This is a genomic window from Mesorhizobium sp. M7A.F.Ca.US.002.01.1.1 (genome assembly GCF_004022955.1).
In the GTDB taxonomy this organism is placed as follows: Bacteria; Pseudomonadota; Alphaproteobacteria; order Rhizobiales; family Rhizobiaceae; genus Mesorhizobium; species Mesorhizobium ciceri.
Window position 1 is genome coordinate 1 of record NZ_RZQE01000145.1, and the last position, 12,416, is coordinate 12,416.

The following is a 12,416-nucleotide window of genomic DNA, read 5'->3' on the forward strand; positions in this document are numbered from 1 at the left end:
GCTCCACACCGGTGACCTGTTCCGGACGGACGAGGACGGCTTCCTTTATTTCGTTGGCCGCAAGGACGACATCATCAAGACGCGCGGCGAAAAGGTCGCCCCGAAGGAAGTCGAAACTGTGCTGCACGCCCATCCAGGCATCGTGGAAGCCGTGGTGACCGGCGTGCCGGATCCGGTGCTCGGCCACGCCATTGCCGCCCTCGTCGTTCTCTCGGACGAGACCCTGAGCGAGCGGGACATCATTCGCTACTGCGCCGTTCATCTCGAGGATTTCATGGTGCCGAAGCTCATCGAGTTCCGCCGCGAGTTGCCGAAGACCGATACCGGAAAGGTCAGCCGAAGGCTGGCGGCCGAAACGTTGGGGACTGCAGAATGAACCTCTCCCTCGCCCCGAGCCGTCCCGCCTTCTCGGCCGACGCGCTGACGCTCGACAACGCAGCGGAAACCGATCGCATCGTCGCCGGGTTGCGCGAGCAGCTACGCGGCATGCGCAAGCGCGGGCTCGTGCTCGGCCTCTCTGGCGGCATCGATTCCAGCGTCTCGGTCGCGCTCGCCGCCCGCGCCGTCGGCGCTAAGAACGTCTTCTGCCTGTTCATGCCGGAAAGCGACTCCGATCCCGACAGCCTCCGCCTCGGCCGGCTGGCCGCCGAAACCTTTGGCGTCGAAGCGATCGTGGAGGATATCGGCCCGACGCTGCACGCGATGGGTTGTTATCAGCGGCGGGATACCTTCATCCGCGAGCTGGTGCCGGAATACGGGCCGGGCTGGGCCTCAAAGATCGTCATCGCCAATTCACTCGCCGGCGAGGGCTACAACATCTCCTCGCTGGTGGTGCAGGACCCCGAAGGCCGGCAGACGAAGCTGCGCATGTCGGCGGCGGTCTATCTCGGCATCGTCGCCGCCACCAACATGAAGCAGCGCACGCGCAAACAGATCGAGTACTATCACGCCGACCGGCTGAATTTCGCCGTGCTCGGCACGCCGAACCGGCTCGAATACGACCAAGGCTTCTTCGTGAAGAATGGCGACGGCGCGGCTGACGTCAAACCGATCGCCCATCTCTACAAGAGCCAGGTCTATGCACTTGCCGCCCATCTCGGCATTCCCGAGGAAATCTGCCGCAGGGCGCCGACGACCGACACCTATTCCCTCGAGCAGACGCAGGAAGAGTTCTACTTCTCCCTGCCCTATGACCGCATGGATATTTGCCTCTTCGGCCTGAATAACGGCCTTTCAGCCGTGGAGGTCGGCGCCGCCGCGGAGCTGACTGCGGTCGAGGTCGAACGCGTCTGGGCCGATATCGCCGCCAAGCGCCGGGCGACGCGCCATCTGCACCTTGGCCCGCAGCTCGTCCGCCCCGTCGAGGAAATCGCCAGCTGAGATTGGCGCGACCATCGGGATTACGTCGCCGCGCGGGCAAATGACGGCCTATTCGAACTGCTCCCCGGCCAAGCGATTCCAGCGCTCGCCGGCCAGCCCGTTGAAGAAGCCTTGCGAGCTCAGAAACGCGTTCACCAGCTCCTCGTCGCGCGAATGCACCACGGTCGAGGCCGGTTGAGTGAAGGCGACCCGCCGGCCCAGCATCGCTGCGAGCAGGGCGGGTTGCGTCCGGCCGCGCAGGCCGGCGGCGCCACGCCGCGCCGCATCGCCAATCAAGCAGTCGACGACGGAACCAGCTTGCCCCGGCAGGGCCAGAACCTGCAGCACGCGCGCCATCCTGCCCGGGCGGGTGTGATAGAGGAAGGCGCCCACCAGCCCCCCGCTGGGGCAGGAGACGGACGCGAACACGGCATCACCATAGTCCGGCTTCTGGGAAGCCTCCGCGAGGATATGCGCAAGCTGCTCGGCACTCCAGTCGGGGCGGAGCGGGAACTGCCGCGTTAACGGGTCCAAAAGAGCCGCAAAACCGGCTTGATCGATTTCGGCTACCTTGAGGCCGCCCTTGCCATTCCAGAGTTCCGGGACCCCGGACCAGCGCATCTCGTTCTCCTGCATCCGTCCGCGAAGATAGCGATCGAGTCCGCGCGCGAGCGGGTCAAGCAAGCGCACGGCGCCGGCTCGCCGCGATGCTAGATCGAGCAGGAAGGCCGAAGGTCGGATGACCCGGATCCAGTCCAGGCTGTATTGCGGCAGGGCGACCCCGCGCAGTTTCGTCCACATCTGCGTCGAGAGGGCATTTGCGGTTTCGCTGAAGGAGATGTCCTGCGGCCCGGCCAGGAATGTCCTGAGCAGCCTTGCGCCGGCCATCGGGTCGTTCGCCCGCGGTTCGACCATGAGCGAACCACAGATGGCGGCGCGCAGCTTGCACTGGCCATGCCTCATCGGCAGCACATTCACGCCGACAAAGCCTGAAATGTCGCCTTCGCTCGCAATATGGACGAGAGACGCGATCTCCGGATCGCAGACCGGGCCTTCGAGATAGTGCCAGCGCAGATAAGTCTCGAGCGCCGGAGGCGGCGGCTTGCCACCGTCCCGGAAGGTTCTTTGAAAGAGCCCGGCGACGGCCGGAATATCCGCAGCCTGCAGGGGACGAATCTGGCTCATGCCAAACTCGCGGAGGATGAGATCGCGGGCGCACCGTTCCCAAGCTTGCGAAGGAGTGCGACACGCGGCATTCCGACCTCATCCTTGGCGAATGTCACGGGTTCATAGGCCTTGGCTCTGGCTATCAGGGCAGCCACCTGGCGGTCCTGCCCCTGGCCGAACTCGAACAGCAGCCAGCCATCAGGCTTGAGGAAATCGATTGCGTCCCGGATCAGCCGCTGTTGGATCGAGATGCCGTAAGGCCCCCCGTCGAAGGCCTCGCGCGGCTCGCCCTCAAGCAGATGCGCGCTCTCGCCTTCGAGGCGCGCGGTCGAGATATAGGGCGGATTGCAGACAATCAGGTCCGCTGCGCCGATAAGCCCATCGCCCTCCAGCGCACCGAACAGATCCCCTTTCCGGATGGTGACCCGGGCCTGAAGGGCCAAGCGTTCGGCATTGCTCCGGGCGAGCGCGAACGTGCTGTCAGTCACGTCCACCCCCCAGACGCGGGCCGACGGAACTTCCGCCGCGATCGCCAGAGCAAGGTTGCCGGAGCCGCAGCACATGTCGATCACCATCGGGCCGGGCGCGCGATCGCGAAGAATCGCAAGCGCGCTCTGTCCGAGCAACTCCGTTTCCTGACGCGGCACGAGAACGCCCGGAGCCAGCTCGAGCATCACGCTCATGAAACGATGCAGGCGGGGCGTAGAACGGCCGGCTAGGGCTGCTGCTCTGTGCGGCACGGCGGTTCCTTACGTCATCCGACAGTATTGCATACACAGGACCTATCGCGCTCCGGTAAACGGCTGCTAAAGATATCGCCGCCGATACTGCGCAGCGCACCAACTCGGCCATATAGATGCGGCGTTGGTGCGCGGATATGAAATCGAGCGCATTTCGGTCTTTGAAGTTGCCGATTATAGCTGCCGGACTTGATGTCGGACAGACTCATGCGCACGCCAGCATGCGGTTGAGTACGCTGCAACCGACGGCAACCTCGGTCTGCTGAGCGGCGAACGAACGAGCCAGCAAGCTCTACATACTTCAATTGCGTCTGCCCGGGGAGGCAGTCTGTGGATTCGAGGCGTGGTCTCGGCTAAGCATACCCGATGGACGACAGATCCTGGTTTATGAAATCCAGCATCGATCACGCCAAAGCAGCGCGAGCTGACAAGAACGGTGGAGGTGCTGCTTGAGGAGTTCGACGACGCGCTGAAGGAGGCTCGGCCGACTTCAAAAAGCGTGGGCGCATCCTCAAGATTATACTTTTCGGATCCTATGCGCGTGGCGGCTGGATCGACGAGCCGCATTTTCGGCAGCGGCAGAGCATCACGGGCTTCTTCAACAAGGAGCCTGACAAGGGCATGTCGGCGATCGAGTATTGCCGCACGGCGGCCCTTGGCGGTCGGCAGCGGTCGCGCCGTCGCCGACTTCGGCCGCAGATCGAAATCCCCATAGCCATCGACTGTGCCCCGCGGGTTCCTTCCTCGGGGACTTTCGTACGCCTGCCGGCGCCCGAAACTCTTCACGGAAGCAGAAGGTGCGGTTCTGAAACGAACTGGCCAGAAAAGGGCTCCCCTACCGGAAATCGGCGGCAGTCAAAGTGTAAGAGCTGCGGCGGTCGCGAGAATCGGCTTTGCTGGCAATCTTGTGAATGGATGATCGCAAGGTGTCGAAAGCTGAAAGGCATTTTGTTTCCGACGCCGTTGTCCCCACCAAGGCGATGTCCGATTTTGCCAGCGCCGCGATCTCGACGAAGAAACGCACCTCGAACATGCAGTCATGGCCGGTGAAGCGGACGGCGTTGCGGGCTTCATCGAAACTGCGGCTGGGATTGGGAAAGGAGAGCGTCATGATTGGCCCGCCGCTCTCTCGCGCGGGACAATAGGCGGCGCGGTAATCCACGCCGTGCGACGCTCGGCATTGCGCTGGTTGAGGGGGTCAACATGCGGCGTGTCGCATCGGGGCGGCTGAGGCCGGCCATGGCAACGCCGTCTCCGTGTGCCGGAATTCCCGAGAAGACGTGATAGACGGTCCAGGAACGATCCGCTTCACGCGGCGTCCGTATTGGCGATTTGTGAAGTCGCGTCCCGGCGCGCCACTTTCGTGTTCCCAAATCCGAAGCGCGGCGGCATTGCACTGCCAATCGGTTTCAGTGTTGCGGACAATCGTGACGTTGGCCTTTCCTCATTTAATCGCTTCAGAGGCGAGAACGCCCGAATAGAGCGTTGCGCCATTCGTGTCGGCGATCGTCATGGCGTCCGGCCGCTGTGGCATGTTCAGGGTCCCAGCCAAAAGCCTGGCGATTTCGATCGCATCTTCGAGGTCGGCGGCTTCCGCCGTCTCGCGGCCGAGCACGGCATGCGCATCGTCCGCTTCGCGGGTGCGATAGAATTCGATCACGATCTTCATCGCCGTCCCGTCTCGCCGTGTCAGTTCTTGCCTTTGCCGCGCGGGGCGCTGATGTTGGCGGTAAGCCTGGTCTGGGCACCGAACACGCTTTCAGGCTTAGGCAGTGCCTTTTCCAGCTTCGGCTTCCTGATTTCCCGGCTCGAGCGTTTCTGTCCCTTTGACATGTGCGAACGTCCTTTCAGAGAGTGTTATGATGTCACTGGGCGACGTGGCGACCGGTTCGAGACTGTCCTGGGTCGCCACCCGTTCATGACGTTCGCCGTCGCTGCGGATGCGGTATTGCAGCGAATCTCCCCTCGCAGGGAGCGTGGCCCTGATGCGGTAGATTTCCGCGGTCTGTGGAAACGTGCCAAAGCCGCCCTTCAGCCGGACAGCCTGTCCGACGGCAAACAGATGCGTTGCGGCTTCGCGGCGGATCGGGCGTGGGTTGCGTTGCATCAGGGTTGTGGTTTTCATCATTGTCTCTGGTCCTGCTCCAGTGCGGCTTCAAGCGATGCCGGTTCGATCGGCACCATCTGCTGCGTGGCTCCGACGGCGGAGATCGCCGGCAGGTGAATGAAGGTGGCCACGCGGCGCCATGCGATCAGCGAAGCCCCTTCGAGAGCTTCCTCGTCTTGATCGACGCGATACGCTCCAGGTGGTTGCGGCGTATCGAAGCCAGGCAGCGAAAACGCCGCCCTGAAGCGAACGATTGAAGATGTGGTGCGGCTGGTCATCAGTTGCGGCTTCCCGCGGAAACGCACGACGCCTTTCCGTATCATTCCCACTCGAACCGCCGGAGCGATGCCCGACGCTGCCAGTATATCCGTGGTCAGCGTCGGTTTCATTCCAGGGTTCGAGCGGGACGAAATGTGCGCCGGATCGGCTCATGCACTCGTTTTCGAGAATTGGTGGTGAATCGCAGGACTCTGACACAAAGCCAACTCTACCAAATCAACGAGCTTTACATATGCGCCTCAATTGCGTTGCAAACAAGGTCTCGGCGCCTTTTCTTTTTGGCTTTTAAATAACAAATCGATGTCCGTGAAATTCAAGGCGGCAGAAAGTTTTCCGCCAACGCAAATAAATTCTGCGAGGCTCGAAATTATTTCGTTCGATTGTTTGGGGCATACACGAGAATTAATTCTGGCATTCCTATCTATCGAGTGCCAACGCGTCTATAGAGGAGGGGCGTGGCCGCCTGTGCCGGCCCCCAGAAAGAAAGTTCCCATGAAATTTCGGCCACTCCACGACCGCGTCGTCATTCGTCGCGCCGAAGGCGATATCAAATCCAAGGGCGGGATCATCATCCCCGACACTGCCAAGGAAAAGCCGCAGGAGGGCGAAGTCATCGCTGTCGGCCCTGGCGCACGCGACGAAAACGGCGCGCTTGTTCCGCTCGACGTCAAGGCCGGCGACTTCATCCTGTTCGGCAAATGGTCGGGCACCGAGGTCAAGATCGACGGCGAGGACCTTCTGATCATGAAGGAAGCCGACATTATGGGCGTCATCGACAAGGACGAGACTGGCATCATCGACAAGGGCGAGACCGCTGCAACCGACAAGACCGTGGCCGCCAAGAAAGCTGCCTGACCTTATTTTCTCCGAACGTACTGGATAAAAATCATGTCTGCCAAGGAAATCAAATTCTCCACCGACGCGCGCGACCGCATGCTGCGCGGCGTCGAGATCCTTACCAATGCTGTGAAGGTCACGCTCGGCCCCAAGGGCCGCAACGTCATCATCGACAAGGCCTACGGCGCGCCGCGCATCACCAAGGACGGCGTCACCGTCGCCAAGGAAATCGAGCTTGCCGACAAGTTCGAGAACATGGGCGCCCAGATGGTGCGCGAAGTGGCCTCGAAGACCAACGACCTCGCCGGTGACGGCACCACCACCGCCACGGTGCTGGCCGCCTCGATCCTGCGCGAAGGCGCCAAGCTGGTCGCCGCCGGCATGAATCCCATGGATTTGAAGCGCGGCATCGACCAGGCGGTTTCCGCCGTGGTCAAGGAAATCCAGGCGCGCGCCAAGAAGGTCAAGTCGTCGGCCGAGATCGCACAGGTCGGCACCATCGCCGCCAATGGCGATGCCAGCGTCGGCGAGATGATCGCCAAGGCGATGGACAAGGTTGGTAATGACGGCGTCATCACCGTCGAGGAAGCCAAGACCGCAGAGACCGAACTCGACGTCGTCGAAGGCATGCAGTTCGACCGCGGCTATCTCTCGCCCTATTTCGTCACCAATGCCGACAAGATGCGCGTCGAGCTGGAAGAGCCCTACATCCTCATCCACGAGAAGAAGCTCGGCAATCTGCAGGCGATGCTGCCGATCCTCGAAGCGGTGGTGCAGAGCGGCAGGCCGCTGCTGATCATCTCCGAGGACGTCGAGGGCGAGGCTCTGGCGACGCTGGTCGTCAACAAGCTGCGCGGCGGCCTCAAGGTCGCGGCCGTCAAGGCGCCTGGCTTCGGCGATCGCCGCAAAGCGATGCTGGAAGACATCGCCGTGCTCACGTCGGGCCAGATGATCTCCGAGGACCTCGGCATCAAGCTCGAAAACGTCACCATCGAGATGCTCGGCCGCGCCAAGCGCGTGCTGATCGAGAAGGACACCACCACGATCATCGACGGTGCCGGCACCAAGGCGACCATCCAGGCGCGCGTCGCTCAGATCAAGGGCCAGATCGAGGAGACGACGTCAGACTACGACAAGGAAAAGCTGCAGGAGCGGCTGGCCAAGCTCGCCGGCGGCGTTGCCGTCATCCGCGTCGGCGGCGTCACCGAGTCGGAAGTCAAGGAAAAGAAGGACCGCATCGACGATGCGCTGAACGCCACCCGCGCGGCGGTCGAGGAAGGCATCGTGCCCGGCGGCGGCGTCGCTCTGCTGCGTGCCCGCTCGGCGCTTGGCGGCCTGACCGGCGCCAATGCCGATGTCACGGCCGGCATCACGATCGTGCTGCGGGCGCTCGAAGCGCCGATCCGCCAGATCGCCGAGAATTCCGGCGTCGAAGGCTCAATCGTCGTCGGCAAGCTCACCGACAGCAAGGACCACAATCAGGGTTTTGACGCCCAGAACGAGGTCTATGTCGACATGATCAAGGCAGGCATCGTCGATCCGGCGAAAGTGGTGCGCACCGCACTCCAGGATGCCGGTTCGATCGCAGCCCTTCTGATCACCGCCGAAGCGATGATCACCGACGTTCCGGCCAAGGATGCAGCACCTGCGGGTGGCGGCGGTGGCGGCATGGGCGGCTACTAAAACCCAGGACTTGTCCGATCTGTTGGAGATGTGAATGGCGGCCCCGATCGGGGCCGCCACGATTCTCAAGATGATCATCGCAAAGTTACGCAGTCGCCCGGCTCAGTGCCGGGAGGCAATCATGATCTTGCGGCTTTCGAAGGGGACGCAATCCACGCTAGACTGTCCAGGCGGCCGTCTGGTTGCGGAGCTCGCCGGACTTTGGCAAGCGATCGGACGAACCGCCATTCCCGACACGGAGACACGTTCATGTTTGCGGCCAAGGCCATCGACACCTCAGACAAGCCCACGTTCTACCGCGACCTCGCCACCCAATTGAAGGCGCTGCTCGAGGGTGAGCGCGATTCGATCGCCAACGCCGCCAACACCGCAGCACTCATCTTCCAGATGGTGCCGGACCTCAACTGGGCCGGTTTCTATTTCCTGCAGTCGGACGAGGAAATGGTGCTCGGGCCGTTCCAGGGCAAGCCGGCCTGTGTGCGCATCGCCGTCGGCAAGGGCGTGTGCGGAACGGCGGTCGAACTCGGCACCTCGATGCTGATCAAGGACGTGCATGATTTTCCCGGCCACATCGCCTGCGATGCCGATTCGCGCTCGGAACTGGTGGTGCTGCTCGAGGACGATGAAGGCGTCTTCGGCGTGCTCGATCTCGACAGCCCGCTGCCCGGCCGCTTCGACAAGGCAGACCAGGCCGGCATCGAGACGCTGGCGGCGATCTATGCCGCGGCGAGTTCGTTCGAGGACTGAGCTGCGTCCTACGGCTCGGTCTTCAGCGCGCGATTGAAAGCTGCAATCGTCATGTCGATCAGTTGCGCGTGAATATCACCGCGCGATCGTGCTCCACCGTCATCGCAAACCGGGTCGCCGATCTGTTCGGCCGCAATGATGCCGGCAGCGCCGGGCTTACATTCGCCGAACATGCTGTAGTGGCTCGCATCCGCGATCGTCGCATAGCTCGCCTTTGAAATTGCTTTTGCGATCTCGGATGCGTCGGCGGTCACGGGAATCTTTCCTGGTCGGCCAAGATTGACGATAGCGACCGGAATTTTGATACCGGCAAAGCTTTTGACATCGAAGACATCGGATGGGGCAGGATCGATCGCCATGGCGAAATGAATGCGCTCATCCCGGTTGTCCCGACCGGCGGCCTGCAAATCCATGGCGTGAAGATCGACGCCGCTTTGCCTGACCCAGTCGCAGAGCGAGGCATTGAGCAGGTCCGTATCGCAATAGGCCGCCAGCAATTTCGGATCGATGCGGGCACCGGCTATCGCCAGCGCCGTGTTGCCGCCCATGGAAAGACCGAGGACGCCTACTTTGCCTTGTTCGAGGTGCCCTGCGAAGAAAGCGTCCTTCGCCGTCGCGGTCAGGGCAGCCGTGAGATCGGCGGGCCGCAACCAGAGTTTCATCGTCTCGGCGGCGGATCTGTTTTTCCCCGTATTTCCCGGGTGTGTGGGAGCGGCGACGACGAATCCCTGCCTGGCCAGAGGCGTTGCAATCCAGCTCAGGGCGTGTGGGGTTCCCGCCAGGCCAGCGCCATGCGAAAGCAGGATAAGCGGGAATTTTCCGCCAGCGATAGGCGCATCGCGCATGGCGGCCGTTCCGGCGAAAAGCGCGGTGTCGCCTGATATAACCATCTCGCCGCCCGGTTGCGCGGGATACCAGACCGTCACATCGAGATCGATGCCGCGCTCCTTGGATGGGGCAGGGAACTGACGAACGCCGACATTGTCGCCGGCGTCTGCGGGGTGTTGCATGAGCGCCGTGGAAACAGCGACGGCGCAGAGCATAGTCCAGAATTTCATTGAAATCTCCGTTGTCGAACGCGCCCTATAGGTGGCAAGGCCGGAGGCTACAGCGTCCGGGCAAGCTGGCGGTCATGTTCGATTGCAGTGTTAGCGACCCAATGTCAGCGGATCGGAGCGAAGTCCGCGACCTTGATCGCGATCAAGGACGTGCTTTATCGCGATTGAGTACCGTTCAGTGCGGAACGGCGCTGCCGATTTCAGCCGCCCGCCGGTTCGCAAGCGAGGGCGCCGCGTCAGGCGCGTTCCGGTCCCGCCAGGCGAGCGGGGTCATATCGGTGACGCGGCGGAATTCGCGGTTGAAGTTCGACTTGGTCTGGAAGCCGACCGCAAACATGATCTCCGTCACGGACTGATCGGTCTCGCTCAGCAGCCGGCAGGCCTCGGTGATGCGGTGTCCGTTGACATATTGCGAGACGTTCCTGGCCGTGGCCCGGTTGATCGCCATTGAGATCTGCCGTGCTGGAATTCCGGCGCGCCGGGCAAGCCGGTTGAGGTTGAGATTGGCGTCGCGATATAGTTTTTTCTCCTGCATCAACTCGTTGACCCTGGCGATCGCATCGGCGTTCTCGCCGGCGTCGGGTGGGGACGGAGTCTCGACGGGCTCGGCGGCATTGAGCGGGACATGGCTTTGGCTGGCCGCAGCCGCCGCCATGCCGACAATGACGAGCATGAAAAGATTGCCGATGCCGATCACGGTTGCCGCGCGAGCGCCATGTCCCGACGCCAGATCGAAGGACACCAGCATGTCGACGGCTCCCGACAGGCACAGCGTAGCTGCCGCGAAAAGGATGGCCCTGTAGACCGGGACCGCGCCGTCGAAGGGCGCAAGGCGAAGCCCGTCGGCGCCGGAGCGAAGCAGCCAGAGAATGGCGGCGGCGTAGGTGAAATCGATTGATGTCAGCGCCACGTCGATCGCCTCGCGCCAAAAGATTATCAGCATGATGATGATGACCGCGGGTGTCGCGTGGAGCCCCAGCAGGGCCGGCCACCGGCGGTCGCTGGTGCGAACCAGGCTCGATACGCCGGCGTAGAGCAGAGACGGCATGATCGCGGCGGATACGGGGGCGATATAGCCGACTTCGCTGATGCCATAGCCCCAGCGCAGTCCGGTGAGCACCGATTGCAACGCTGCAACAAGGATCAGGGCGAGAAACGGCAGGTTCGGTGCTGCCTCATCCTGGCGGCTGGCGACGACCCAAAGCAGGATGAACAGCGACAGGGCGACGACGAAGGGTAAGGGAACAAACGGCATGGATCGGGTGCGGGCTCGCGTGTTGATGCGCGGCAGACCGTAGCCGATGTGATTTGATTCCCAAACTCGCTTGTGCCGTCTGCGTGCCGGCGATCAAGCTCAGGCGAACTTCACCAGCATCAGGCTGAAGCAGCCGATGAACAGGAAGGCCGAGAAGGCGAGCGCCAGCGGGCGCAGGCCGCGCGAGCGCAACTGAGAGATGTCGGCCTGCAGGCCCATGGCGGCCAGGCCCATGGTCAGCATGATGGTGGTGGCGAGCGCCATTGCCGATTTCACCTCGGTGGGCACCGTGACCAAGCTGTTCAACGCCACGACAGCGACGAAGGCGGCGACGAACCACGGCATGGGCGGCCGCGCCGCCACCTCACTGCTGCTCCTGCCGCGCGCCATCAGGCCGAGCGCGACGACCATCGGCGCCAGCATGGCAACGCGGGTCAGCTTGGCGACGGTGGCGATCTCGCCGGACTGGGTGCCGTTCTGAAAGCCGGCGCCGATGACTTGCGCCACCTCGTGGATCGAGGCGCCGGCCCACAGGCCGAAAGCGTGCTGGTCGAGGCCGAGCATGGGCGCCATGAGCGGGAAGCCGAGCATGGCGACGGTGCCGAACAAGGTGATCGAGGCGACGGCGTAGGTGACGTCCTCGTCGCGCGCATCGGTGACGATGTTGGTGGCGACGATGGCCGAAGCGCCGCAGATCGAGGTGCCGGCGGCGATCAACTGCGCCAGCTTGGCGTCGACGCCGATCAGCCGGCCAAGCGTGATGGTGAAAACGAAGGTGGCGCCAAGCGTCGCCGCGACAATGCCGACGCCGCCAGCGCCGATCGAGACCACCTGGCCGAGCGTCAGCTGGAAGCCGAGCAGCACGATGGCGAAGCGCAACAGGCGCTTTTGCGAGAATGCGATACCGGCTTTGGCGTGCACGGGCGTGCCGAGCACGTTGGAGTAGATCATGCCGGCGACGACGGCGAGGATCATTGGACTGAACAGCGCGAAGCCGGAAACATTGCGCGCCGAGAAGGCGACGGCAGTGATCATCGTGACCAGCACGATGCCGGGGACGCTGCCATTCCAGCTAAGGGATTTTCGCCCTTGCGCGACATCGGCAGGAAACGCGCTTTTTGGAATATCGTTCGCGAAGTGGGAAACGGAAGACAATGCAATGCTCCAGGCGAGTATGCCGGGAG

At 62.8% G+C, this 12,416-nt stretch carries 13 protein-coding genes and 2 pseudogenes; 6 read left to right on the plus strand and 9 right to left on the minus strand.

Going from position 1 to position 12,416, the window contains the following annotated elements:
* Together EN932_RS16220 and nadE are read left to right on the plus strand one after the other, a co-directional pair.
* Positions 1-376: pseudogene (locus EN932_RS16220) on the plus strand (AMP-binding protein); the annotation flags it as partial.
* Positions 373-1,380, plus strand: coding sequence for an NAD(+) synthase (gene nadE / locus EN932_RS16225; RefSeq protein WP_127366028.1), 1,008 nt, complete (start codon positions 373-375; stop codon positions 1,378-1,380). The pseudogene EN932_RS16220 and the gene nadE, both read left to right, overlap by 4 nt.
* A gap of 48 nt (positions 1,381-1,428) precedes the next feature.
* Here nadE and EN932_RS16230 read toward each other — a convergent pair whose 3' ends face one another.
* Positions 1,429-2,544 carry a hypothetical protein gene (locus tag EN932_RS16230; RefSeq protein WP_064994918.1) on the minus strand — a complete coding sequence of 372 codons (1,116 nt, stop codon included), beginning with the start codon at positions 2,542-2,544 and terminating at the stop codon, positions 1,429-1,431.
* The gene (locus EN932_RS16235; RefSeq protein WP_245265405.1) at positions 2,541-3,209 is read right to left on the minus strand and encodes a HemK/PrmC family methyltransferase; all 669 of its coding nucleotides are present in this window, start codon (positions 3,207-3,209) and stop codon (positions 2,541-2,543) included. The genes EN932_RS16230 and EN932_RS16235 overlap by 4 nt, the downstream gene beginning before the upstream one ends.
* 444 nt (positions 3,210-3,653) lie before the next feature.
* Between EN932_RS16235 and EN932_RS38925 the strand changes: the two are divergent.
* Positions 3,654-3,833 (plus strand): annotated as a pseudogene (locus EN932_RS38925) (hypothetical protein); the annotation flags it as partial.
* 268 nt (positions 3,834-4,101) lie between these two features.
* Here the strand turns inward: EN932_RS38925 and EN932_RS16245 are convergent.
* The 4 genes from EN932_RS16245 to EN932_RS16265 form a co-directional block, all read right to left on the minus strand.
* Positions 4,102-4,377 (minus strand): DUF1488 domain-containing protein, encoded by a 276-nt coding sequence (locus tag EN932_RS16245; RefSeq protein ID WP_127366030.1) that lies wholly within the window; start codon positions 4,375-4,377, stop codon positions 4,102-4,104.
* Positions 4,378-4,710: 333 nt separating this feature from the next.
* Positions 4,711-4,935, minus strand: coding sequence for a hypothetical protein (locus EN932_RS16255; RefSeq protein ID WP_024505330.1), 225 nt, complete (start codon positions 4,933-4,935; stop codon positions 4,711-4,713).
* A gap of 96 nt (positions 4,936-5,031) precedes the next feature.
* A complete protein-coding gene (locus EN932_RS16260) occupies positions 5,032-5,391 on the minus strand; it encodes a hypothetical protein (RefSeq protein ID WP_064994922.1) in 360 nt (119 codons plus the stop codon).
* Positions 5,391-5,651: a hypothetical protein gene (locus EN932_RS16265; protein WP_024505332.1), complete on the minus strand. Its 261-nt coding sequence runs from the start codon at positions 5,649-5,651 to the stop codon at positions 5,391-5,393. Before EN932_RS16265 ends, EN932_RS16260 begins: the two co-directional genes overlap by 1 nt.
* A 493-nt stretch (positions 5,652-6,144) precedes the next feature.
* Between EN932_RS16265 and EN932_RS16270 the strand changes: the two genes are divergently transcribed.
* From EN932_RS16270 to EN932_RS16280, 3 genes are all read left to right on the plus strand, one after another.
* Positions 6,145-6,507 carry a co-chaperone GroES gene (locus EN932_RS16270; protein ID WP_013530533.1) on the plus strand — a complete coding sequence of 121 codons (363 nt, stop codon included), beginning with the start codon at positions 6,145-6,147 and terminating at the stop codon, positions 6,505-6,507.
* Between the two features lie 33 nt (positions 6,508-6,540).
* Positions 6,541-8,172, plus strand: coding sequence for a chaperonin GroEL (groL, locus tag EN932_RS16275; RefSeq protein WP_013530534.1), 1,632 nt, complete (start codon positions 6,541-6,543; stop codon positions 8,170-8,172).
* A gap of 249 nt (positions 8,173-8,421) precedes the next feature.
* Positions 8,422-8,919: a GAF domain-containing protein gene (locus tag EN932_RS16280; RefSeq protein WP_013530535.1), complete on the plus strand. Its 498-nt coding sequence runs from the start codon at positions 8,422-8,424 to the stop codon at positions 8,917-8,919.
* Positions 8,920-8,927: 8 nt separating this feature from the next.
* Here the strand turns inward: EN932_RS16280 and EN932_RS16285 are convergent, their stop codons facing one another.
* From EN932_RS16285 to EN932_RS16295, 3 genes are all read right to left on the minus strand, one after another.
* Positions 8,928-9,977, minus strand: a complete 1,050-nt coding sequence (locus EN932_RS16285; RefSeq protein WP_063168666.1) for a dienelactone hydrolase — start codon at positions 9,975-9,977, stop codon at positions 8,928-8,930.
* A gap of 175 nt (positions 9,978-10,152) precedes the next feature.
* Positions 10,153-11,232, minus strand: coding sequence for an AraC family transcriptional regulator (locus tag EN932_RS16290; protein ID WP_064994021.1), 1,080 nt, complete (start codon positions 11,230-11,232; stop codon positions 10,153-10,155).
* A gap of 99 nt (positions 11,233-11,331) precedes the next feature.
* Positions 11,332-12,387 carry a YeiH family protein gene (locus tag EN932_RS16295; protein ID WP_127384949.1) on the minus strand — a complete coding sequence of 352 codons (1,056 nt, stop codon included), beginning with the start codon at positions 12,385-12,387 and terminating at the stop codon, positions 11,332-11,334.
* Positions 12,388-12,416: the final 29 nt, after the last annotated feature.